This window comes from Streptomyces sp. G7(2002) (genome assembly GCF_028870195.1).
Taxonomy (GTDB): Bacteria; Actinomycetota; Actinomycetes; order Streptomycetales; family Streptomycetaceae; genus Streptomyces; species Streptomyces nigrescens.
On the sequence record NZ_CP102609.1, the window covers coordinates 3798392 to 3821804 of the forward strand.

Here is a 23413-nt window from a genome sequence, read left to right on the forward strand (position 1 = left end):
TTAAGTGGGAGCCATGAGCGAGATGAGCGAGATCAGCGACCCCACCGGCACCGCTGCCCCCGATGGCCCGCTCCGCGTCGGCCTCATCGGCTACGGACTGGCCGGTTCGGTCTTCCACGCCCCCCTGATCGCGGCCACCGACGGCCTGCGGCTCGACATCGTCTCGACCTCCGATCCGGAACGGCAGGCGCAGGCCCGCGCCGAGCATCCCCAGGTCCGCACGGTCGACAGCCCCCAGGCCGTGCTCGACCACGCCGCGGACCTCGATCTGATCGTGCTGGCGTCGCCCAACAAGACCCATGTGCCGCTCGCCACCGCCGCGTTGGAGGCCGGTCTGCCGGTGGTCGTCGACAAGCCGCTGGCCGCGACCGCCGCCGAGGCCGAGAAGCTCGCCGCGCTCGCCGACGACCGCGGCCTGCTGCTCTCCGTCTTCCAGAACCGCCGCTGGGACAACGACTTCCGCACCGTCCGCAAGCTGATCGAGGAGGGCGCGCTCGGCGACATCCAGCGCTTCGAGTCCCGCTTCGAGCGCTGGCGCCCGCAGCCCAAGGGCGGCTGGCGCGAGTCCGGCGACCCGGCGGAGATCGGCGGGCTGCTCTACGACCTCGGCAGCCACCTCGTCGACCAGGCGCTGACCCTGTTCGGCCCGGTCGTCTCGGTCTACGCCGAGTCCGACATCCGGCGTCCGGGCGCGGAGGCCGACGACGACACCTTCCTCGCCCTCACCCACGCGAACGGCGTCCGCTCCCATCTGTGGGTGAGCGCCACCACCGCCATGCTCGGCCCGCGCTTCCGGGTGCTGGGCAGCCGGGCGGGCTATGTGAAGCACGGTCTGGACCCGCAGGAGGCCGCGCTGCGCGAGGGGCTGCGGCCCGGCACCGAGGGCGTCGAGTGGGGCGTCGAACCGGAGTCGTGCCGGGGTCGGCTCGGCGCCGGTTCGTCCCCGCAGACCGGCGGCGGCGAGCCCGTACCGACCCTGCCGGGCGACTACCCCGCGTATTACGCCGCGATCGCCCGGGCACTCCGTGAGGGCGGCCGGCCGCCGGTCACCGCCACCGAGGCCGCGGCCGCACTGCGCGTCCTGGAAGCCGCCAAGCTCTCCGCCGCCGAAGGCCGTACGGTCCGGATCGAGGCGCGCGCATGAGCCCGGCCGGTCCGCGCCCGGCGGACGACGACGAGATCCGCGAACTGGCCGCACAGGAGGAGCGGCTGGTCCTCGACACCTTCAGCAACGACGACGCCTGGCAGCTGGGCTCGCTGCTGGTGGGGCTGGCGCAGGAGCGCGGCGCCGCGGTGACGATCGGCATCCGGCGCGGCGCCCAGCAGCTGTTCCACTGCGCGCTCCCCGGCACCTCCGCCGACAACGACGCCTGGATCGCCCGCAAATCCGCCGTCGTCGAACGCTACGCCGAGTCCTCGTACCTGGTCGGCGCCCGCTTCCGCGCCAAGGGCCGCACCTTCGAGGACTCCTCCCGCCTGGACCCGGACCGCTACGCCGCCCACGGCGGCGCCTTCCCCCTCCGGCTGCGCGGCACGGGCGTCGTCGGGGTGGTAGCGGTCTCCGGCCTGCCCCAGGCCGACGACCATGCGCTGGTGGTCGAGGCACTGGAGCGGTACCTGGCAACGGGCTGACGGGGAAGCGAAGGCAGGGAAGCGAAGACGCGGGAACGGAGGCGGGGAAGCGGAGGCGGGGAAGCGGAGGCACGGGAGCGGAGACGCGGTACGCCGCTCGGGGAGACGCCCCCGGGACCGACGACCGCCCCCGAACCCGCCCCCGGCCCCCGCCCCCTCAGGCGTCCTTGAGTTCCTGCCGCTGCCGTCCCAGCCCGTCGATCTCCAGCTCCACGACGTCGCCGGACCGCAGATACGGCTTGGGCTCCGGGTGGCCCATGGCGACGCCGGCCGGGGTGCCGGTGTTGATGACGTCGCCCGGGTAGAGGGTCATGAACCGGCTCACGTAGCGGACCACTTCGGCCACCGGGAAGATCTGCTCGGCGGTGGTGCCGTCCTGCTTCAGCTCGCCGTTGACCCACAGTCGCAGGCCGAGGTTCTGCGGGTCGGGCACCTCGTCGGCGGTCACCAGCCAGGGGCCCAGCGGGTTGAACGTCTCGCAGTTCTTGCCCTTGTCCCACTGGCCGCCACGCTCGATCTGGAAGGCGCGCTCGGAGACATCGTGCGCCACCGCGTAGCCGGCCACCGCCGCCAGCGCCTGCGCGTCGCTCTCCAGGTAGCGGGCGGTCCGTCCGATGACGACGGCCAGCTCCACCTCCCAGTCGGTCTTCACGCTGTCCCGCGGGACCAGCACGGTGTCGTCGGGGCCGACGACCGTGTCCGGGGCCTTCATGAAGAGGATCGGCTCCGCGGGGGTCGCGGCGCCCGTCTCCCGGGCGTGGTCGTGGTAGTTCAGCCCGATGCACACGATCTTGCCGATCCGGGCCACCGGCGGGCCGGTGCGCAGCCCGGCCGGATCGAGCCTCGGCAGCTCACCGGAGGCGGCGGCGGTACGGAGCTGCGCCAGTTTCGCCTCGTCGGCGAGGAGCGCTCCGTCGATGTCCGGCACCAGGCCCGACAGGTCCCGCAGAGTCCCGGTCCCGTCGAGCAGCGCCGGGCGTTCGGCCCCCACCGTTCCGACACGCAGCAGCTTCATCGGTTCAACTCCCGTGGTCGAAGGTCGGCCGGGAAGGGGTCTCCCCGGCCGGCCGATGGGGGACGGCCATCGAGCGATTTGGCTGATCCTCCAAGAACGGGGTCCAGTCCGCAAGACCCCGTTCACGGACTGGACCGTTACTGAGGGGTAGTAACGATGTGCCCGGGAGCCCCGCCGCCGGACTGCGAACCCGCCTCGCCGGCCGGGCGGGAGCCGTTCCGGGAGTCGGCCTCGGTACGGGAGTTGGCCCGGGAGCCGACCGGCGCCGCCACCCTGGCGTGGGCGCTGCCCTGCGAGTTGGCCTGCGAGTTGGCCCTGGCGCGGGCCGCCCGCTGCCGGGCCGCGCGGCTCTTCGGCGTGCGCCGGCCCGCCCGCTGCTGTGCCGGGCCCTGCCGCGGTGCGCGCCCACCCGACGCCCCGTCAGCCGCCGCGGCCGCCGGCGCACCGGCCGGGGACGTCTGCTCCCCGGCGGGCGCGGCCTTCCCCTTGGGGGCCGGAGTCACCTTCCCCTTGGCCGAGGCGGTCTTCCCCTTCGCCGCCACAGCCCCCTCGATGCCCGTCTCCTGTGCGCCGCGCGCTGCGCGGTCCCGGTGCAGCAGCGCCCGCTCGCACGCCGTCCAGGTCGTCGTCGTGACCATGTAGAGGCCGGCGGCCAGCGGCACCACCGCCACCGTGATCAGCGTGCCGAAGGACAGCAGCGGCATCACCTTGGCCATCGAGGCCATACCGGGCAGTGCGGCGTTGCCCGCGGCCGGCTGCGGGGCCTTGGCCATCGTGGCCCGGGCGCGCCGGAAGTTCCAGGTGGCGACCGCCGCGATCAGCGCGAAGAGCCCGAGGTAGACCAGCCCCTGCGGCCCGAAGAGCCCGCCGTCGGCGAGCGCCCCGGTCCAGTGCCCGCCGAGCGGCGCACCCAGCAGCGTGTGGTCCAGCAGGCCCCCGCTCCCGGTCGAGAACAGGTGGTACATCACGAAGAAGACGGGCAGTTGCAGCAGGGTCGGCAGACAGCCGGCGAGCGGCGAGGAGCCGGTCTTGGCGTACAGGTCGGCCGTCGCCTTCTGCAGCCGCTCGGGGTTGCCCTTGTGCTTGCGCTGGAGTTCGGCGAGCTGCGGGGCGAGCGCCGTACGGGCCTTCTCGCCGCGGGCCGCGGCGCGGGCGAGGGGGTGCAGCGCGGCGCGGACCCCCAGGGTGAACAGAACGATGGCGGCGGCCATGGCCGCGGTGCCGAAGAGCGGGGCGATCGCCTGGGCGCCGTGCGCCAGCGCCTCGCCGAGGAAGCCGAACATGGACATGGGTGAGCCCTCCACGGGTCTCGTCGTGCCGGGATGTGGATTCGGCGTGACGAGCCGCGCGGACGCGGAAAGCGGTACGGGGACCGGACCGTGCGCCTACGCGGCCGTCGGGAGGGGACGGCCCGGTGCCCGGGGACGCGGGCGGCCGGCCGCGTCGGGATCACGTTGTGGCAGGAAGGCCGTACGCCGCTCGCGGTCGCGGATGGCCGTACGGATCCGGCCCGGTGGCACGGGCCGGGCGCAGGCCGCGATCAGGAAGGCGCGGCACAGGAGCATCAGCGCGGTGGTGGTCGCGGCGGCGGTCAGGGCCGTGGTGAGACCGGTCTGCGTGAGCAGGAATCCGGCCAGGACGAAGAACAGCGCTGAGGTGTACAGACGCCAGGCGTCGACGATGCGGTACATCCAGCGCCCTCCTCAGGTTGTCCGGTCGTCAAGACTTGTCGTCTTCCGCTCAAGAGTAGCCACACATCTGGGCAGCCGGGAGACCGGCCGGTAGCTTGCGCCCTCCCTGCCGTCGGGGACGGCGGGGAGCAGGGGGAAATCAAGGGGGAACACCTAGGAGGTGCTGTGCGCGACATCAGCGTTCCGGCCCTGGCGGCTGTGCTGCGGACCGGCGGCCTGGCCGACTCGGTCTTCGACACCGCCGCCCACCAGCCGGATTTCGCTCAGCTCGCCCGCCGCGACGACCGGACACCGGGCAGCTGGCAGGAGGTGTCGGCGGCGGAATTCCGCGACGAGGTCATGGCCCTGGCCAGGGGGCTGCTGGCGGACGGGATACGGCCCGGCACCCGGGTCGCGCTGATGTCCCGTACGCGCTACGAGTGGACCCTGTTCAGTTATGCGCTGTGGGCGATCGGCGGGCAGCTCGTCCCGGTCTATCCGACCGCCTCGGCCGAGCAGCTGCGCTGCATCCTCGCCGGGGCGAAGGTCACCGCGATCGTCGTGGAGAACGAGGCGCAGGCCATGACCGTGGCCGAGGCCTGCGACGAACGGGCCAGGCTGCGCCGGCTGTGGCAGCTGGACCTGGACTGCGTCCGGCGGCTGACGGAGGAGGGCACCCGGCTGACCGAGGCCGATGTGCACCGGCTGCGGCACGCGGTCACCCCGGACACCGTCGCGGCGATCGTGTACACCTCGGGGACCACCGGACGCCCGCGCGGCTGTGTGATCACCCACGCCAATCTCGCCGCGGGGTGCGACACCCTCTACGCGGGCTGGGGCGGGCTGCTGGCCGCGCCCGGCGAACGCCCGTCGCTGCTGGCCTTCCTGCCGTTCGCGCACATCTACGGGCTGATGGTGCAGGTGGCGTGTCTGCGCGGCGGGGTGAAGCTCGCCCATCAGCCCGATGTCACCTCGGACGAACTGCTGCCGGCGCTCGCCTCGTTCCGTCCGACGTTCCTGTTCGCGGTGCCGTACGTCTTCGAGAAGATCTGCGCCCGTGCCCGGCAGGCCGCGGAAGAGGCGGGCCGGCGGCGGACGTTCGACGCGGCGATGACGGTGGCGGTGCGCTACGCGGAGGCCCTCGCGGCGGAGGCGCAGGGCACCGGGCGCGGCCCCGACCCGTTCCTGCGGGCCCGGCACGCGCTCTACGACCGGCTGGTGTACTCCCGCATCCGGGAGCTGCTCGGCGGCCGGGTGCGGACCGCGGTCTCCGGCGGCTCACCGCTCTTCCGGGAGCTGGGGCTGCTCTTCGCCGGCGCCGGTATCACCGTCTACGACGGCTACGGCCTGACGGAGACCAGCGGCGCCATCACCGTACAGCCGCCCGGCCGGGTGCGGTTCGGGACGGTGGGCCTGCCGCTGCCGGGCAGTGCGGTGCACCTGGCGCTGGACGGCGAGGTGTGGGTGCGCGGTGCGGTGGTGTTCGCCGGCTATCTCGACGAGGACGAAGACGCACCGGGCAGCGGGCTGTACGACGGCTGGCTGGCGACCGGCGACCTGGGGCATCTGGACGAGGACGGCTACCTCGTCATCACCGGCCGCAAGAAGGACATCATCATCACCAGCAACGGCAAGAGCGTGGCCCCGCAGGGGCTGGAGCAGCGGCTGTGCGCCCATCCGCTGATCTCGCAGTGTGTGGTGGTCGGCGACAACCGGCCGTATGTGACGGCGCTGATCACACTGGACCCGGAGGCCCTGGACCACTGGCACAAGCTGCGGGAGGCGCCCGGCACGGACTCCGGCGCACCGACGCCGGAGGAGCAGCTGCAGGCGGAGGTACGGCGGGCGGTGGCGCGGGCGAACGCCTCGGTGTCCCGGGCCGAGTCCATCCGCGCGTTCCGGGTGCTGCCGGGCGAGTTCAGCCAGGAGTCCGGGCTGGTGACGCCGTCGCTGAAGCTGCGGCGGGCGGCGATCGTACGGCGGTACGCGGCCGAGATCGACGCCCTGTACGCCCAGGGACAGCGTGAGGAGCCCGAGACCCGGCAGGACCGGCGCAGATGGGCCGCGGCGGGCCTGTACGCGCGCTGAGAGCGCAGGGCGGACCGCCTCTGGACGGGCCCGGCCGGGCATACGGCATCCGGCGCACGTCACCCGTATCCGGCCGGGCCCGCCCGCGGCACCGTAGCAGTGCCGCGGCGGGCCCGGCCTTTATTTGTCCAGGGGTGAGGACCCACGACCGCAGGCCCGTCAGGGCACTTAGCGTCCGGTGGCATTCACGTACGGACGATCCGGGAGGCCGTGTGCGGTCGATCCTCAGCAATTCCGCAACATCCGGGCGGACCATCGCCACCGGACTGGTGGTAGCCGCGCTCGTGGCCACGCTCGCGGCACTGCTGCTGCCCGTCCAGCTCTTCGGTGAGACCGCGTCGGCGGCGACGAACACCGTGACCTACGACGATGACGGCGGCGGCACGGTGAACACCCGCTACGGTCCGCTGACCGCCATGGACCGGGACTTCGTACGGAAGGTCAGACTGGCCGGCCTGTGGGAACTGCCCGCGGGCCGCCAGGCGCAGGAACGCGGGCAGACCGCGGCGGTCCGCACCGCTGGCGCCACCCTCGTCGCCGGGCACACCGAACTGGACCGGCGGTCGATCGAGGCCGGCCGGGCCCTGGGCATCTCGCTGCCCAACCAGCCCAACGCCGATCAGCAGGGCTGGCTCGCGCAGATGAACGCCGCCCAGGGCGACGAGTTCGCCCCGACGTTCGCCGAGCTGCTGCGGCGGGCCCACGGCAAGGTTTTCGGCCTGGTGGCCATGGTCCGCGACCAGACCAAGAACTCCATGGTGCGCGCCCTGGCGAACCGGGCCAACGACGTCGTCCTGCAGCACATCACGGTGCTGGAGAAGACCGGAAGCGTCGACTTCAACACCCTGCACAGCAGCTAGGGCACGGAGCCCTGGCATGCCACGGCGGCGCGGACGCCGGCCGGGACGACGGCGGACCCCCTCGCCCACGGCGGGGGACGCACCCCGCCCTCCACCACCCGCGAACCGGAAGAAACGACACCCGCACCCAACCGACACCCCTCACATCGGACGAAGCGAAGTGATCTCATGAGGCAACGGCAACAGGCCCATAAACGCTCGCGTTTGACGAACAGAATGCTGATCGGCGCCACCGCCCTGCTGCTGGGCGGCGGCGGTCTGGCCGCCTACGCCACCACGGCGCTGGCCGGCAACAACACCCCGGACGCGGCGGCCGGCCATTCCCAGCACACCGCGAGCGCCTTCACGCTCTCCTGCCCCGATGTGGGCGAACGGCTGCGCCAGGTACCCCGCAGCGCCAAGCTCCCGGTCTCCAAGGGGCTGTCGGCGCTCGACAAGCAGGTGCACGACGCCTACCACAAGATGATGACGAGCGGCAGCGGCAGCAGCGGCGACAGCGTCCTCAACGGGCTGAAGACGAAGCGGCAGACGACCATCAAGATGATGGTCACCGCGATCGCCAAGGACGCCAAACGGCCCGGCTACCTGCTCAAGATGAGCGGCTGCACCATGAAGCCCGTCAACGAGGGCGCGGGCGAGGGCGGCAACGACTCCACGAAGTCCGTGCAGGACGGCTGGTACCAGGGACAGACGCAGAACCAGACCCAGGGCCAGGAGACCGGTCAGGTACAGGGCCAGGACGCCGGTCAGGTGCAGGGCCAGGACCCGGGCCAGGAACAGAACGGCGGGCAGCAGCAGGGCCAGCCCGGCGGCCCCTCCCCCGACGACTTCGTCGACATCAACAACGTCCAGCCGAATGCGGACGCCCCGCCGTTCGCCGCCCCCCAGGGAGGCAACGCCTCGACCGGCACCTTCACCACCGAGTGCGGCCGCAATGAGGACGGCCACTTCAACTCCGACAACGTCATCGTGACGCCGGGCGTCAGCAACGGCGCCCACCACACCCACGACTACGTCGGCAACAAGGCCACCGACGCCTTCTCCGACGACAACAAGCTCGCCGCCTCCGACACCACCTGCAACAACGGCGACCAGTCCACCCACTACTGGCCGGTGCTGCGCAAGCTCGACGGCAACGCCGAGCAGAAGCCGGGCGCCGCGCAGGACGCCAACGTCGGCACGACGCTGACCCCGGCGACGGTGACCCTGACCTTCCGGGGCAGCCAGTCGGGCGAGGTCCGGGAGATGCCGCGCTTCCTGAAGATCATCACCGGCGACGCCAAGGCGTTCACCAACGGCACGAAGAACGCCAACGCCTCCTGGAGCTGCACCGGCTTCGAGGACCGGCAGCTGAAGGACAAGTACCCGCTGTGCCCGCAGGGCTCGCAGGTCGTGCGGACCTTCGCCTTCCAGAACTGCTGGAACGGCCGGGACATCGACAGCGGCAACCACCGCGACCACATGGCGTTCTCCGACCAGAACGGCAACTGCCCGCAAGGCTTCCAGGCGGTCCCGCAGCTCGTCCAGCGGATCACCTACGACGTCCCGCAGGGCAACAGCTTCGCGGTGGACAGCTTCCCCGAACAGCTGCACAAACCGGTGACCGACCACGGTGACTTCATCAACGTGATGCCGGAGAACCTGATGCGCGAGGCGGTCGACTGCATCAACAACGGCCAGGAATGCAACTGACGGACCGGTGGCCCTGAGGCTTACGGGCCTCAGGGCCCTTGGCCGCAGGGTCCCTGGCCTCAGGGCCCTTGGCCGCAGGCCCCCTAGGGGAGACGTCCCCTAAGGGGCCTGTGGGCCCCCTGGACCCGACAACGCAGTGGCCCCGTCCCGGATTCCCGGGGCGGGGCCACTGTGCTGCGCCGAGGTGCTGTCGTGGTGCCGGTGGTACGCCGTCGGACCGGCCGGCCGTCAGCTCAAGGGGCGCGGTGGTTCATCCGTCGGTACTTCAAAGGCCGTTGACGCGGGCCTCACGGGCCATGCCAAGGGGACGTATGGAGGACGCGACGGCGCGGGCGCGGCGGCCGGCCCGTGCACGGTAGCTGCGGACGTGTGCCATCAGACGCCGGCTGCGCAGCGCCATCTCCAGCTCGAAGCGGGTACGCGGGTCACGCAGGACCGGACCGAAGAGCTTCTCGATCTGGCGCAGGCGGTACCGGACCGTCTGCGGGTGCACATGCAAGAGTTTGGCCGCCTCGGGGGCACCTCCTCCTTCCAGCCACGCCAGCAGCGTGACTTCGAGCCGTTCGCTCTGCCGGGGCGTCAGCTCCTCCAGCGGGCCGAGCCAGCGGGAGGTCAGGGCGTCCGCCAGCGACTCGTCCTGGAGCAGGAGCAGCGCCGAGAGATGGTCGTCGACGAACGCCGGCCGCGACTCCGGGCCGACCCGGCTCGGGGCCAGCGTGAGCAGATACCGCGCCCAACGCAGCGAGGACGCGGTGTCGGTGGCCGGCACCACGTGCCCGACCGCCGCCGGACGGCCCTTGAGCGCCGCCTCCAGGCGGGCCCGGGTCTGGGTGGCCGGGTCGGGCACGAACAGACAGGTGTAGCCCTCGACGTTGCCGATGAGGGCATGGCCCAGCGCCGCGGCGAGTTGGGGTGCCTCGGCGGGGGTGGCGAGGACGACGGCCTGGAGGGTGTCGGGCACCGGCCAGCCCGCGGCGCGGGCCAGCTCGTGCAACCCCTCCTCGGGTACTTCTCGTTGGCCGGCGAGCACGTCGAACAGGTCCTGTCGGGCCCGGGCCACCGGCATCGGCGTGACAACTGAGGGCACTGCCGGAGGTTTACTTTCCGACTCTTTTTGGTACCCCAGAACTGTCAGCAAGGCCTGTTCAAGCGCCCAATGTGCGTCTTCTACGGGAGTATCCCCGAGAAGTGCGGACAATGCGGGAAATCCGCGTTGCAACTCCGCGACCAACTTCTCGGCGAGATCCGGGAGTTCATTTCTCACTACCCGGTTCCACTCGCCGCGGGGACGCGACCAGATGCGGTTCAGGAGATCACACATCGCTACCTCGATCCTGGCGGGGATGCGGTTGGTACAGGGGATTGGCGCCCCCCCGTGCGCCTGAGTCGGCATCATCCGGAGTCCCCCCGCGCGACCGCGATGCCAGTGCAGGAATTTGTCACAGCGCGATAAACCTTACGAAAGCCTGAACACGTTCGGAGATGCTTTTGCACATCCGGATTACGGCCCTGCGTATCCACCCGGTTACAGAATGTTTAGTGTTACCGGTGGTCACCCGAACAAAAGCCCCGGGCAAATACCGCCCCCGGGAGATTTCATAGAAATTCGCATCCCGCACCCGTGCCCTGACACCGGGAGGTCCGATGTCCGCACCGCGTTTGCAGAGCCGGCAGAGCCGCCGCGCTTCACACCGCGCCCGGCCCTCGCCCACCGTGCCCCGCCCCCGGCGCCCTCCTCACGAACCCGGCCCGCCGGACCGGCGGGCTCCCGGCGGCGGCTTCGCCGGAACTGCCGTGCTCCGTCCGGCGCTTCCCGCGGCCCTGCTGCTCTTCATCGCCGTCACCCTGCACTCGGGTGCGGCGGACACCCTCATGCGCTTCCTGGACTTCGGCGCCGGAGTCCTCGCGCTGGTCTCGCTGTCGGTCACCGTGCTGTGGGGCCTGGCCGCCACCGACCGGATGGTGCTGCACTCCGGCCACCGGCTGCTCGCCCAGGCCGTGCACCGCGGCACCGCGGTCGCCGGCCTCGGCTTCCTCGGCCTGCACATCTGGGTGAAGATCGCCGAGGGCCACACCGGCGCCGCGGCCGCCGCCGTGCCGTTCACCGACGGCGCCCGGCCGGGCCTCATCGGCCTCGGCACCCTCGCCGCCTACACGTTCATCGCCGTCGCCGTGACCGGCGCGGTACGCGGCGCCTTCACCGGCCTGACCGGCGCCCGCTGGTGGCGGGCGCTGCACATGTGCGCCTACCTCGCCTGGGGCCTCGCCCTGGTGCACGGCCTCAAGTCCGGCCGTGCGGCGGCCGGCTGGGCCGTCGCCGGCTATGCCATCTGTCTCACGGCGGTGGCCGTACGACTCGCCCTGCGGCTGCGCGACGCACGCAGGAACACAGGAGAACTCCCATGACCGCCCCCGCCCCCACCCAACTGCTGCCGGTTCTCGCCGAGGCCGAGCCCGTACCGACGCTGGCGTCCTTCGGACCGCCGCGTCTGCTGGCCGGCCTCGACGAGATACCCCGCATGGACCGGGTGGCCCATCTGTCCCGGCACGGCAGTCTCCCCCAGCTCACCCCTCAGGAGCTGGTGGCGCTGGCCGAGGACATCGATCTGCGCGGCCGCGGCGGCGCGGGCTTCCCCTTCGCCCGCAAGCTGACGGCCGTCATCGACGGGATGAAGCGCGCGGACGGCAAGGGCGCGGTGGTCGTCAACGGCAGCGAGGGTGAGCCCAGTTGCCTCAAGGACACCGCGATGCTGCTGCACGCCCCGCATCTGGTGCTCGACGGCGCGCTGCTGGCCGCCGACGCGCTCGGCGCGCAGGAGGTCGCCCTCGGGGTGACCCGCACCGACGTCCTGACCTCCGTGCAGCGCGCCATCGACGAACGCGGCCCGGTCCGGCCGGCTTTACGGGTCACCCTGCTCACCGAACGGTTCGTCACCGGCGAGGGCTCCGCCATGACGAACGGGCTGGGCGGCGGCCCCGGGCTGCCCTCGGGCCGCAAGATCCGCTCCAGCGAGCGCGGACTCAACGGTGTGCCGACCCTGCTGTCGAACACCGAGACCTACGCCCAGCTCGCCGTGGCGGCCCGCCTCGGGGCGCTCGGCTACCGCACCGCGGGCCTGCCCACCGAGCCCGGCACGCTGCTGCTGACGGTCGCCGGCAGCCGGGTGGTGGAGGTCCCCTACGGCGTCTCGCTGGCCCGGGTCCTGGCGCTGTGCGGCATGGACCAGGGGCAGGGCGTGCTGATCGGCGGCTACCACGGCACCTTCATCTCCCCGGCGGACGCGCTGACCGCGAACCTGTCGAAGGAGTCGCTGGCCGAGTACAACGCGGTGCTCGGCGCCGGGGCGGTGCTGCCGATCCCGTACGACACCTGTCCCGCGGGCGAGACGGTACGCGTCGCCCAGTGGATGGCCGCCGAGTCGGCCGGCCAGTGCGGCCCCTGTGTGCTGGGCCTGCCCGCGCTCGCCGACCAGCTCGACCGCGCCGTACGGGGCGGCGGGGAGAGCGCCCTGGAAGCCGTACAGACCCGGATGCGGGCCGTGGAGAAGCGCGGCGCCTGCAGCCACCCGGACGGCACCTCACGCTTCGTCGCCTCGGCCCTGCGGTCCTTCCCCGAGGAGTTCGAGCGGCATGCGAAGGGGTTCGGCTGCGGCCGCCCGGTGACCGGTGCCCTGCCGGTCACGGGGAACCCGCCGCTGGCGGTCACCGCCCCCGCCCCCGCCCCGGCGCGGGTGTCCGCGCCGCCGCAGGAACGGCTGCTGGTCGACTGGACGCTGTGCCGCGGCCACGGCCTGTGCGCCGATGTCGTGCCCGGCGTCGTGAAGCTCGGCGCGGACGGCTATCCGCAGTCCGCCAGCATGCCGCTGCCGGCCCGGATGCGGCGCCGCGCCCAGCTCGCGGTGCGCCGCTGCCCGGCGCTGGCCATGCGGGTGCAGGGCGGCAACTGACGTGCCGTACAGGCTTTTTGCGCCCGGAGAAAATTCTTCGGCGCCGTTGAACGCCCGGCACCCCGTAGCGCGTATTCCCCGGGCGACGGCACCCCGCCGTCGCCCGGACGGGAACTGAACGGGCGACCGGACGAGCAACACAGTCACCACCTCAGCAAGCGACGGAACCACCCACCGGCAGAGGAGACATCATGATCAATCGACGTCGTGCGGCATTCGCGGCCGCGGCGGTCGCCACCCTGGCGCTGACCACGGCCTGCGGCAGCAGCGGCACCCAGAGCGCCGGCACCACCACCACCGACAACGTCCAGCCCGCCGGCCAGGGCACCAGCGACTACGGCTCCTCCGGCGGCGTCGGCGCGGACGGCTACGGCGGCCAGGCGGGCGGCGCCAGCGGCAGCGGCAAGGCCCCGAAGGCCGCGCCCAGCGCCGGGAAGCTGGCACTGCACCAGGACGCCAAGCTCGGCACGGTCGTCGCCGACTCCAAGGGCATGACCCTCTACCGCTTCGACAAGGACACCCCGGACCCCGCCAAGTCCAACTGCAACGGGTCCTGCGCCACCACCTGGCCGCCGGTCCCCGCCGACGGCGCCACCGCCCCGGCCGGCATCGACGAGAGCAAGCTGGGCTCGGTCACCCGCGCCGACGGCGTCAAGCAGCTCACCATCGCCGGCTGGCCCGCCTACCGCTACATCAAGGACACCAAGGCCGGTGACACCAAGGGCCAGGGCGTCGGCGGCACGTGGAACGCGCTGGCCCCCGACGGCAAGAAGGCCGGCGCCCAGGAGCCCAGCGACGTCTCGGTGTTCAACCACCCCGACCTCGGCGGCATCCTCGTCGACGGCAAGGGCCGCACCCTCTACCGCTTCAACAAGGACAGCGCCTGGCCGATGAAGTTCGGCTGCAACGACGCCTGCCTGGACACCTGGAAGCCCGCCAAGCCCGCCGACCGCTCCAAGCTCAAGGGCATCGCCCCCAAGCTCATCTCCACCGTCACCCGCCCCGACGGCACCCGCCAGCTGGCCGTCGACTGCTGGCCGGTCTACTGGTTCACCGGCGACGAGCAGCCCGGCGACATCAACGGCCAGGGCAAGATGGGCCTGTGGTTCGCGGTCTCCAAGCAGGGCAAGAAGATCACGACGACGCCGGAGGGCTGACCCGCCCGTCCTGCGACGGCACTCCGTCCCGCGGGAACTCGTCGTCCAGCGCCAGCACCTCGGCGTCCGGCCTCTCGTCCGTGGCGCGCGGCCCCAGCCAGGTGACCGCCAGCGCCACCGCCACATTCACGGCGAGCCCGACGATCCCCGCGTTCATCCCCCACACCGGGTCGTGTCCCCCGAACACCAGGACACAGACCAGCGTGAAGCCCGCCACCAGGCCGCTCACCGCGGCGTGCAGCGTCAGCCGCCGCCACACCAGCCCCAGCAGCAGCATCGGCACGAGCTGCGCCATGCCCTCGTACGAAATCAGGGACAGCCGGACGAGGGTGTCGGGGGCGGTGTAGGTCAGCAGCAGTGCCAGCGCCCCGGCCACCACCACGACCAGCTGCGACCACAGCTTCTGACGCCCGCCCGTCGCCTCTCCCCCGCCGTCCCCGGAAGCCGCCCCGGCCGCCCCCTTGTGGAGACGAGGGATCGCGCCCAGCACGCTCCTCCCCCACATCGTGCCGATGACTAGCATGAACACGGCCATCGGCACGATGGAGGAGAGGGCGGCGGCCGCCCCGACCAGCCCCACGGCCCAGGCCGGAAGGGAGTCCACCACCATCTTGAACAGCGCGAGGTTGGAGTCCGCGCCGGTCAGGCCGGGCACCACGAACAGCGCCGCCATACCCAGCAGCATCGGCACGAACAACAGCACGTTGTAGAACGGGAGGTAGAGGGCGTTGCTGCGCAGCGCCTCGGCGTTGCGGGCACCGAGATAGCCGGCCACGGTCGTCGGGAAGATCACCACGGTCAGGGAGTTGACGAGGGTGGTGGTGACGAACCAGACCTGGCCCAGTCCGCCCGAGGCGTGCCCCGGGAACGTCAGCCACTGCGGCTTCTCGTGGACGAGCCGTTCCAGGAAGGGCCCGTAGCCGTCGAAGTAGTGCAGCGGCACATAGATGGCGAGGAAGCCAAGGGTGCCGATGACGAGGACGTCCTTGAGCACCGAGACCCAGGCGCTGCCGCGCAGCCCGCTGATCACCACGAAGCCGGTGGTGACCGCGAAGGCCAGGAAGTAGGCCCAGTCGATGCTGATGGCACCGTAGGAAATCGTGGAGACGACCACGCCCATGCCGGTGATCTGCAGCTGGATGTACGGCAGCAGACAGACCGTGGCGAGGAGGGCGGCGGCGGCGCCGAGCCAGGGCGCGCGGTAGCGGTGCGCGATCATGTCGGTGATCCCGACCAGGCCGTGCCGGCGGGCGTAGGCCCACAGCATCGGCCCGACGACGTACCCCAGGGCGTAGCCGCAGGACATGTAGGCCAGCACATAGAGCACCGGGGCACCGGAGTTGTAGCCCCAGCCGGCCGCGCCGAGGTAGCTGAAGCTCGTATAGCTCTCGCCGGCCATCAGCACCCAGATGAAGACCGTGCCCATGCTCCGGCCGCCCACCGACCACCCGGTGAGCCCCCCGCCCGCGCCCTTCCCCCGCACCGCGAGCAGACCGAGGGCGACGGTGAGGACCATGAAGCCGCCGAAGACGGCGGTCGAGACCGCGGCGTTCATATCCGCCCCCGGGCCCGGTCACCGCGCCGGGCCAGCCACACCGCGAGCGGGGTGGCCAGCGTCGCCAGCAGCATCCAGAAGAACAGGAACGGCAGACCGAGCACGGTCGGGGTCACATGGTTCACCAGCGGCAGCACCGCCAGGAACAGCACATACGGCAGCAGCAGCCACAGCAGCGCGGGACGCCTTCTCGAACCCGGGGGCGGGCCGCCGGAGGTCTGGTTTCGCTTTCGCACGACCCGAGAGCCTAGGGGACACCGGCCCGCGGTCACCTGGACTGTGTCGACCGCAACACGGCCCAGACCACCAGCCGGTAGGTGGAGGTGTACTCCGGCGTACAGGTCGTCAGGGTCAGATAGGCGCCCGGCGCGGTGAAGCGGTAGGCGGGGTGCACGCTGCTGTACGGGACCGCGGCGAGGACCGTGCCGTCGCCGGGGGTGGTCCGCGGCAGGGTGCGCCGCACGGCGTAGGTGTAGCGGGCCTCGGCGGTGTCGACGAGGACGGTGTCGCCCGGGCGCAGCCGGTCGAGACGGCGGAACGGCTCACCGTGGGTGTTGCGGTGCCCGGCCAGCGCGGCGTTGCCGGCCCGGCCGGGCTGCGCACTGTGCGGATAGTGGCCGACGTAGCCCCTGTTGAGGACCGCGGCCTTGCCGACGCCCTGGGCGATGGGGGCGGTGAGCCCGATCCGGGGGATGCGCAGGACGGCGTACGCCCGGTCCTCGGGAGGCGCCGTCGTCCGGTTCCCGGTGCGGTGGGCGGGCGGGCCGGACGGCGGGGCGCTCGGTGCGGTGCGCGCGCCCGGACCGTCGTCCCCGGGCGCGGGGGCCGGGCCGGGTGCCGGCGGCCGGGCGTCCCACTGCCGCTCCAGCCGGCCCACCTGGTCCCGTGCCGCGTACTGCGCCTGACGGTTGGTCCACCACAGCTGGTGGACGACGAGCAGCAGCAGGACGGCGCCGAGCGTCACCGCCAGCTCCGCCGCCGTCCACAGCGCCCGCGCGGCACGGGAGCGACGGGTGCGCCGCCCCTGTACGACTACCGGTATCCGCTCCCGCACGCGGGCACGGTAAGCCCTGCGGGCACAGGTCACCAGAGGCGCGCACGGTCCGGCCGGCGGACGCGGTCAGCCGCCGAAGGCCTGCGAGACGGTGTAGATGCACAGCCCGGCCAGCGCGCCGACGACGGTGCCGTTGATGCGGATGAACTGCAGGTCCCGGCCGATGTGCGCCTCGATCTTCTTCGAGGTGTGCTCGGCGTCCCAGCCGGCGACGGTGTCGGTGATCAGGGAGGTGATCTCGCCCTGATAGGTCGTCACCACATAGACGGCCGCACCCTCCAGCCAGTTGTCCACCTTGTCCTGCAGCCGCTCCTCGCCGGCCAGCCGCCGGCCCAGGGACAGCAGCGCCGCCCGTACCCGCAGCCGCAGTTCGCTGCGCTCGTCCTCGGCGGCGGCGACGATCATCGCGCGGACCGAGCCCCAGGCCGAGGCGATCAGATCCTGCACCTCGCCGCGCCCCAGCACCTCGGACTTCAGCCGCTCGACCTTGGCCCGGGTCCCCGGGTCGGACTGCAGGTCCTCCGCGAAGTCCCGCAGGAAGCGGTCGATCGCCCCGCGCGCCGGATGCTCGGGCATGTCCCGCATCTCGGTGACGAAGCGCAGCAGTTCCTTGTAGACCCGGTCACCCACCTTGCGGTCGACGAACCGCGGGGTCCACCCCGGTGCGCCGCCGGAGACCGCGCTCATGACGGAGTCTCCGTGCTCGACCAGCCAGTCGTGGGCGCGGGCGATGACCAGGTCCACCACCCGCCGGTGGCCGCCCTCCGCGACGATCTTCTCCAGCATGGTGCCGACACCGGGCGCGATCTCCACGGCGTCCGCCCGGCGGGTGATCGCCTCGCCGACCACCGCCTGCACATCGGAGTCGCGCAGTACGGTCAGCGCGCCGCGCAGCGCGGTGGACAGCTCCTCGGTGACCCGGTCGGCGTTCCTGGGTTCGGCGAGCCAGCCGCCGAGCCGGCGGCCGATGCCGACGGAGCGCAGCCGGCGCCGGACGACCTCGGCGGAGAGAAAGTTCTCCCCGACGAAATCGCCCAGACTCTGACCCAGTTGGTCCTTTTTGGTGGGAATGATCGCGGTGTGCGGAATGGGCAGCCCCATCGGCCGCTTGAACAGCGCGGTGACCGCGAACCAGTCGGCCAGCGCACCGACCATCCCGGCCTCGGCGGCCGCCGCGACAAACCCGGTCCAGCCGCCCGCCCCGGCGGATCCGGCCCATTTCGCCAGCACATAGACCACGGCGACGGCCAGCAGCAGGCCCGTGGCCAGCGTCTTCATCCGGCGCACTCCGCGCCGGCGCTCCTCGTCGGCGACGCCGAAGACGAAACCGCCGCCGGGCGCCGTGCCCGCCGCCGGCACCCGCTCCGCCCGGGGCGCCGCATCCGCTCCTGTGCGTTCCATCCGCTCCACCGCTCCCACCGTGCCCCCGCCGTCCGTACGCCCTATCCTGCTCCGCACGACGGCCACGTTCCGGCCGTCATCCCACTGTGACCTACTCCTGGAACGAACCACGAGTTCCCCGCGTCCATGCCGTGGAGGCATCGAGCGGGGTGCCGGGCGGCTCCCCCGCGGTCCGTGGGATCATGAGGGACCGATCGGACCGCAACGGTGCCGCTGATCATCCGCTGCCCTTGCCCGCCCGGAGCGTGCTGCTCCGCTTTACCCAGGAGACCTCTCCCGCATGAAGAAAAGTGTGGGTTACTCCCTGCTCGCCGGTCTGGCGGCAGTGGTGGTGCTGATCTCGACCGCGATATTCGTCGGCTTCGGCGGCGAGAGCGGCGGCCCGGGCAGTTCCTCGCACAAGCCGCGCGACCCCGCGGCCCCCGCGGTCTCCGGACAGTGGGTCGGCACCTGGTCGGCGGCCGCCGCGGCGGCCGAGCCCGGCACCCTGAACGGCTACGCGGGCATGTCGATACGCAATGTCGTGCACACCAGCGTCGGCGGCTCCGGCGTCCGCATCCAGCTCTCCAACCTCTACGGCACCCGGCCGCTGGTGGTCAGCCACGCCTCGCTGGCGCTGGCCGCCGCCCCCAGCAACCCCACCGCCGCGACCGGCACCATGCGGCGGCTGGCGTTCGGCGGCAAGCCCGCGGTGACCATCCCGGCGGGCGGCGCGGTCACCAGCGACCCGACCCGGCTGAAGGTGCCCGGCGACGCGGACCTGCTGGTCACCACCTACTCGCCCTCCCCCTCGGGCCCCGCCACCTACCACCCGTACGCCCGGCAGACCTCCTACCTGGCGCGCGGCGACCGTGCCGAGGACGCCACCGGCGCCGCCTACACCGAGCAGAGCCCGTACTGGCGGTATCTGACCGGTGTGGACGTGTGGAGCACCGAGGCCCGCGGCGCGGTCGTCGCGATCGGCGACTCGATCACCGACGGCATCACCTCCACCCCCGGTGCCAACCACCGCTGGACGGACTTCCTCGCGGCGCGGCTGCGCAACGAGCCCGGCGCGCCCCGCTACGGCGTCCTCAACCAGGGCATCAGCGGCAACCGGCTGCTGGTCAACGGCAGCCGCTTCTCGCCGAACAACGGGCCCAGTGTGCTGTCCCGCCTGGAGCGCGACGCGCTGTCCCGTACCGGTGTGAAGGCCGTGATCGTCGAGATCGGGCTGAACGACCTGTTCAAGTCCCCACGGCAGCTGGACCCGGAGAAGATCGTCGCGGGAATGCGGGAGATCGTCCGGGAGGCGCACGCCCGCGGGCTGCGCGTCACCGGCAGCACCCTTACGCCGTTCGGGGGGCACCGCGGTTACTCCAACCAGCTGAACTCGGTCCGCGAACAGGTCAACCGCATCATCCGCTCCGGCACCGTCTACGACGAGGTCGTGGACTTCGACAAGGCGCTGCGCGACCCGTCCGCGCCGGTGCGGCTGCGCCCCGCCTACGACTCCGGCGACCATCTCCACCCCAGCGACGAGGGCTTCCGCGCCATGGCGAACGCCGTGAACCTCGCCCACCTCAGGCAGGCGGCTCCCGCCGCGCTGTAACCCCAACGGAGCAGGCGCGCCGCCCCGGTTCGGACAAACCCTGCGGACACGCCCCGCGGACAAGCCCTAGTCCAGCTCCTTGCGCCCGTCGTCCTTGAGGCGGCGCCGCTCCTCCTTCAGGCGGCGCCGCTCGGCCCTGGGCAGCTTGCGCTCCACGCTGACGCCGCCCATCAGGGCCAGGCCCCTGACGACCACCCGGGGCGCGCCGGGCTCGCCCGGTGTCCCGTCCTCCCGCGCGTCGAAGCCGCCCATGATGCCGAGCCCGCGCACATCGACCTCGACGCCCGGCGGCACCACGATGTTCACCCCGCCCATGAGCACCCAGCAGTCGATGACGACCTCGGGTCCGGCGAATTGCGCCTCGCGCAGATCGATCTGGCCGCCGCCCATGAGGCAGGCCGCCGTGAAGCGCCGCCCGATCGTCCAACGGCCCTTGCGCTGGAAGCCGCCCATGAAGGAGAGGCCGACCGCGGACCCCTGCGTGCCGCTGACGATCCGCTCCGCCCACCGGGTCGGCGCACCGCTCTCCTTGCGCAGCGACAGCGGCGCCGGGCCGCCCGCCGCGGCCACCGGCAGATCGGCGGTGAGCGGCTCCAACTCCCCGTAGGTGCGGGCCTTGTACGTCGCGTCGAGCCGCTCGTCGAACTCCTCCATCGCCAGCCGCCCCTCCGCGAGGGCGTCCCGCAGGATCTCGGCGACCCGCTCACGGTCGGTGTCGGAAGCGCGCAATTCCGGGAGGTCTTCAGTCATACGGACACATTAGAGCGCGTCGCCCGCCATGCCCCCGTTCTCCACGACATCCCGCCGCTTCCCGCCGCCCGCGTACAGCTCGGCGATCAGGGTCTCGATGTCCGGCTCCCGCACCGACAGGTCCACCAGTGGATAGCGCTCTGCGACCGCCGCGACCAGCGGTGCCGCGCTCTGCGACGCCGGGAACGCCAGCCACTGCCGGGGCCCGTCCACCCGGACCGTACGGGCGCCCGGTACGCCCTCGATGGGCGGCAGTTCCCGCGCCAGGTCCACCACCAGCGTCCGCTCGCCCTCGCCGGCCGCCCGCAGCCCGTCGAGCCCGCCGTCGTAGACCAGATGACCGTGGTCGATGACCATCACCCGGCGGCACAGCTGCTCGATATCGGTGAGGTCATGGGTGGTCAGCAGGACCGTGGTGCCCCGCTCGGCGTTCACCTCGCGCAGGAATTCGCGCACCTTCGCCTTGCTGATCACATCGAGGCCGATGGTCGGCTCGTCCAGATACAGCACCTCGGGGTCGTGCAGCAGCGCCGCCGCGATATCGCCGCGCATCCGCTGTCCCAGCGACAACTGCCGCACGGGCACGGTCAGCAGCGGGCCCAGGTCCAGCAGTCCGACACAGCGCTCCAGGTTGGCGCGGTAGACGGAGTCCGGGATCCGGTACATCCGCCGCACCAGCTCGTAGGAGTCCTTCAGCGGCAGATCCCACCACAGCGTGGTGCGCTGCCCGAAGACCACCCCGATCCGGCGGGCGAGCCGGGTCCGCTCCCGCGCCGGGTCGATGCCGGCGACCCGCAGCCGGCCGCCGCTGGGGACGAGGATGCCCGTCAGCATCTTGATGGTGGTGGACTTCCCGGCGCCGTTCGGCCCGATGTAGCCGACCATCTCGCCGCGCGGCACCCGGAAGGAGATGCCGTCGACGGCCCGGACCTCCTGCCGCACCCGCCGCAGCCGGCCCGCCCTGCGCCGTACCGAGAAGACCTTCTCGACACCGTCGGCCTCGATCAGCTGCTCCGCAGCGCCGGCACCGCTCACCACACCCACTCCTCCGTCGTCCCGTTCGCGGCCCGCGCCATGACGCGCCCTCAGCTGCCGGTGCTGCGGTACCCCCGCAGCCCCACCCGCCACGCCAGCCCGGCCCCCGTACACATCAGCGCCGCCACCACCGGCCCCAGGAAGTCCACCCAGCCCGGCAGCCCCAGCGGGTCGGGGTGGCCCAGCAGCCGCAGCGCGGGCAGCCAGTTCACAAAGGCCAGCGGAACGAGGTAGGTGACCCCGCGCACCAGCTCCTTGGCGAACACCGTCGGCGGGTACTGCAGCAGCGCATTGCCGCCGTAGGTGAAGGAGTTCTGCACCTGGGCCGCGTCCTGCGCCCAGAACTGGAAGGCGGCCCCGGCGGTGAAGACCGCCGCGAAGATGGCCGTGCCGCACACCGCCATCAGCGGCACCATCAGCACCCGGCCCAGCGTCCAGTCCACCTCGATACGGGGCAGCGCCCAGCCGAGCACCAGCAGCGCCTGGGTGACCCGGCCCACCCGGCGCAGCGCGAAGCGGTCCGCCGCGATCTGCGCGAAGACCGGTACGGGGCGCAGCAGCAGCGTGTCGAGGGTGCCGTCCCTGATCCGCCGGCCCAGCCCCTCGATGCTGCCCAGCAGCAGATCCGCCAGGCCCAGCGCGATGCCGGACGTCCCGTACAGGAAGGCCACTTCGGGCAACGTGAAGCCGCCGAGGGCCTCGATCTGCGAGAACATCATCATGATCGCGACGAAGTCCAGACCGTTGGCCGCGAAGCTGCCGATCGTCATCATCACGAACGAGGTCCGATAGGCGAGGGCGGCGCGCACCCACATCCGCACGATCAGCCCGTACGCGGACAGCCCCTGCGCCACCGCCGCCGCCCGGCCGCGCCCGGCCCGCTCCGGCGCCTGCCCGCTAGCCACCGTGCACCACCACCTTGCGGGTCGCCGCCGACTGCACCAGCCGCCCCAGCGCCAGCAGCGCCACCGCCCACACCGCCTGGAACAGCAGCCCCCGCACCAGCGCGTCGCCGCTCCGGACGCCCATCAGCACATCCGCCGGCACCTGCAGGATGGCCGCCCACGGCAGCAGCTGGACGACCTCCCCGAAACCGCCGGGGAAGACCCGCAGCGGCAGCACCATCCCCGTGAAGAACATGCAGGCCAGCCCACTGATCATGGCCAGACCCGAGCCGTCGAGGAGCCAGAAGGACGCCAGCGCGACGAGATACCGCAGCGCGAAGCTCACCAGCACCCCGAGCAGCACCGACAGCAGAAACCAGCCCCAGGTCAGCGCATCGCCGGGCAGCGCCAACGGGAAGGCCAGGGCGCCCACCGCCATCGGCGCCACCCCGCGGCCGATCAGCTGCAGCCCGGCCCGCCCCAGATCCGTGGCCAGCCACCACAGCTGGAGATCCGCGGGCCGGTAGAGGTCCACCGCGATATCGCCGGTGCGGATCCGCTCCTGCATCTCGTCCAGCCCGCCGCCGCCCATCAGCGCCGCGGTGGCCAGCAGCGCCTGCCCGGTCCATACGAAGGTCAGCGCCTGCGCCTGGTCGTAGCCGCCCAGATGCGGCCGCTCGTCCCACAGCGCGATGTACGTGTAGGCGACGATGAAGCCGAAGACGGTGTTGGTGAACACCCCCGCCGCGGTGGCGATCCGATAGGTGGCGTACCGCCGGAAGCTGCCGGCCGCCACCGCCGCGTACACCACGCCGCCCTCCCCCCAGCCCCGTTCTCGTCGGACGCGCAAAGCACCGGAGCCTAAGTCGCGGGCACGGCGGGCACCATCGAATTATCACCGCTTCGGGTGAGCCGTGGGCGCCATTCAGCCGGTCAGGTGGCGGACTCCGGTGCGCGCCACCCCCGCTGACCGGGACGCATGATGCGAGAGTTTCCCAGCGGGCGGCAGTTGCTCTTCCGGCGTACCGCGCGCAGTCCCCCGACACGACACCGTCCGCCGCAGTACAACCTTCGGCGGCGGC

Annotated in this window: 21 protein-coding genes; 9 read left to right on the forward strand and 12 right to left on the reverse strand. The window is 72.3% G+C overall.

All coding sequences use genetic code 11. The features are described 5' to 3' along the window. The first annotated feature begins 22 nt into the window (after positions 1-22). Together NUT86_RS15690 and NUT86_RS15695 are read left to right on the forward strand one after the other, a co-directional pair. A complete protein-coding gene (locus NUT86_RS15690; RefSeq protein ID WP_018091341.1) occupies positions 23-1144 on the forward strand; it encodes a Gfo/Idh/MocA family oxidoreductase in 1122 nt (373 codons plus the stop codon). Further along, a complete protein-coding gene (locus tag NUT86_RS15695; protein ID WP_018091340.1) occupies positions 1141-1632 on the forward strand; it encodes a heme-degrading domain-containing protein in 492 nt (163 codons plus the stop codon). The genes NUT86_RS15690 and NUT86_RS15695 overlap by 4 nt, the downstream gene beginning before the upstream one ends. A 157-nt stretch (positions 1633-1789) precedes the next feature. Here the strand turns inward: NUT86_RS15695 and NUT86_RS15700 are convergent, their stop codons facing one another. From NUT86_RS15700 to NUT86_RS15710, 3 genes are all read right to left on the reverse strand, one after another. Continuing rightward, the gene (locus NUT86_RS15700; RefSeq protein ID WP_159488152.1) at positions 1790-2647 is read right to left on the reverse strand and encodes a fumarylacetoacetate hydrolase family protein; all 858 of its coding nucleotides are present in this window, start codon (positions 2645-2647) and stop codon (positions 1790-1792) included. Positions 2648-2784: 137 nt separating this feature from the next. Beyond that, positions 2785-3936 (reverse strand): YidC/Oxa1 family membrane protein insertase, encoded by a 1152-nt coding sequence (locus NUT86_RS15705; protein WP_274735851.1) that lies wholly within the window; start codon positions 3934-3936, stop codon positions 2785-2787. 96 nt (positions 3937-4032) lie between these two features. Beyond that, positions 4033-4338: a DUF6412 domain-containing protein gene (locus NUT86_RS15710; RefSeq protein WP_159488150.1), complete on the reverse strand. Its 306-nt coding sequence runs from the start codon at positions 4336-4338 to the stop codon at positions 4033-4035. Between the two features lie 165 nt (positions 4339-4503). Here NUT86_RS15710 and NUT86_RS15715 point away from each other — a divergent pair, with 165 nt between their 5' ends. The 3 genes from NUT86_RS15715 to NUT86_RS15725 all read left to right on the forward strand — a co-directional run bounded on the left by NUT86_RS15715 (position 4504) and on the right by NUT86_RS15725 (position 8957). Next, positions 4504-6405 carry an AMP-dependent synthetase/ligase gene (locus tag NUT86_RS15715; RefSeq protein ID WP_148590886.1) on the forward strand — a complete coding sequence of 634 codons (1902 nt, stop codon included), beginning with the start codon at positions 4504-4506 and terminating at the stop codon, positions 6403-6405. Between the two features lie 212 nt (positions 6406-6617). Further along, the gene (locus tag NUT86_RS15720; RefSeq protein WP_018091335.1) at positions 6618-7265 is read left to right on the forward strand and encodes a DUF4142 domain-containing protein; all 648 of its coding nucleotides are present in this window, start codon (positions 6618-6620) and stop codon (positions 7263-7265) included. A gap of 216 nt (positions 7266-7481) precedes the next feature. After that, positions 7482-8957, forward strand: a complete 1476-nt coding sequence (locus NUT86_RS15725) for a DUF1996 domain-containing protein (protein ID WP_266443297.1) — start codon at positions 7482-7484, stop codon at positions 8955-8957. Positions 8958-9222: 265 nt separating this feature from the next. Here the strand turns inward: NUT86_RS15725 and NUT86_RS15730 are convergent, their stop codons facing one another. Then, a complete protein-coding gene (locus NUT86_RS15730) occupies positions 9223-10044 on the reverse strand; it encodes a PucR family transcriptional regulator (RefSeq protein ID WP_229838178.1) in 822 nt (273 codons plus the stop codon). Between the two features lie 707 nt (positions 10045-10751). On the opposite strand from NUT86_RS15730, the gene NUT86_RS15735 reads away from it, so the two are divergent. The 3 genes from NUT86_RS15735 (at position 10752) to NUT86_RS15745 (ending at position 14061) form a co-directional block, all read left to right on the forward strand. Beyond that, positions 10752-11363, forward strand: coding sequence for a hypothetical protein (locus NUT86_RS15735; RefSeq protein ID WP_018091332.1), 612 nt, complete (start codon positions 10752-10754; stop codon positions 11361-11363). After that, positions 11360-12904 (forward strand): NADH-quinone oxidoreductase subunit NuoF family protein, encoded by a 1545-nt coding sequence (locus NUT86_RS15740; RefSeq protein WP_018091331.1) that lies wholly within the window; start codon positions 11360-11362, stop codon positions 12902-12904. Before NUT86_RS15735 ends, NUT86_RS15740 begins: the two co-directional genes overlap by 4 nt. A gap of 191 nt (positions 12905-13095) precedes the next feature. After that, the gene (locus NUT86_RS15745; RefSeq protein ID WP_159488147.1) at positions 13096-14061 is read left to right on the forward strand and encodes an SCO0930 family lipoprotein; all 966 of its coding nucleotides are present in this window, start codon (positions 13096-13098) and stop codon (positions 14059-14061) included. Here NUT86_RS15745 and NUT86_RS15750 read toward each other — a convergent pair. The 4 genes from NUT86_RS15750 to NUT86_RS15765 all read right to left on the reverse strand — a co-directional run bounded on the left by NUT86_RS15750 (position 14039) and on the right by NUT86_RS15765 (position 18071). Further along, complete coding sequence (locus tag NUT86_RS15750) at positions 14039-15616, reverse strand: sodium:solute symporter family protein (RefSeq protein ID WP_274735858.1); 1578 nt, start codon at positions 15614-15616, stop codon at positions 14039-14041. The two genes, NUT86_RS15745 and NUT86_RS15750, sit on opposite strands and share 23 nt — an antisense overlap. After that, the gene (locus NUT86_RS15755; protein WP_018091328.1) at positions 15613-15852 is read right to left on the reverse strand and encodes a DUF3311 domain-containing protein; all 240 of its coding nucleotides are present in this window, start codon (positions 15850-15852) and stop codon (positions 15613-15615) included. Before NUT86_RS15755 ends, NUT86_RS15750 begins: the two co-directional genes overlap by 4 nt. Before the next feature lie 32 nt (positions 15853-15884). Next, the gene (locus tag NUT86_RS15760) at positions 15885-16670 is read right to left on the reverse strand and encodes a class E sortase (RefSeq protein WP_391877961.1); all 786 of its coding nucleotides are present in this window, start codon (positions 16668-16670) and stop codon (positions 15885-15887) included. A gap of 66 nt (positions 16671-16736) precedes the next feature. After that, the gene (locus NUT86_RS15765) at positions 16737-18071 is read right to left on the reverse strand and encodes a DUF445 domain-containing protein (RefSeq protein WP_266443294.1); all 1335 of its coding nucleotides are present in this window, start codon (positions 18069-18071) and stop codon (positions 16737-16739) included. A 280-nt stretch (positions 18072-18351) separates the two neighbouring features. On the opposite strand from NUT86_RS15765, the gene NUT86_RS15770 reads away from it, so the two are divergent. Further along, positions 18352-19662, forward strand: coding sequence for an SGNH/GDSL hydrolase family protein (locus tag NUT86_RS15770; RefSeq protein WP_018091325.1), 1311 nt, complete (start codon positions 18352-18354; stop codon positions 19660-19662). A gap of 66 nt (positions 19663-19728) precedes the next feature. On the opposite strand, the gene NUT86_RS15775 is transcribed toward NUT86_RS15770, so the two are convergent. The 4 genes from NUT86_RS15775 to NUT86_RS15790 form a co-directional block, all read right to left on the reverse strand. Beyond that, entirely contained in the window at positions 19729-20412 is a 684-nt protein-coding gene (locus NUT86_RS15775) for a DUF1707 SHOCT-like domain-containing protein (protein WP_018091324.1), read from the reverse strand. A 9-nt stretch (positions 20413-20421) separates the two neighbouring features. Further along, positions 20422-21450 (reverse strand): ABC transporter ATP-binding protein, encoded by a 1029-nt coding sequence (locus NUT86_RS15780; RefSeq protein ID WP_159488145.1) that lies wholly within the window; start codon positions 21448-21450, stop codon positions 20422-20424. 47 nt (positions 21451-21497) lie between these two features. Continuing rightward, positions 21498-22262, reverse strand: coding sequence for an ABC transporter permease (locus NUT86_RS15785; RefSeq protein WP_274740496.1), 765 nt, complete (start codon positions 22260-22262; stop codon positions 21498-21500). A gap of 82 nt (positions 22263-22344) precedes the next feature. Continuing rightward, a complete protein-coding gene (locus NUT86_RS15790) occupies positions 22345-23142 on the reverse strand; it encodes an ABC transporter permease (protein WP_018091321.1) in 798 nt (265 codons plus the stop codon). Positions 23143-23413 lie beyond the last annotated feature (271 nt).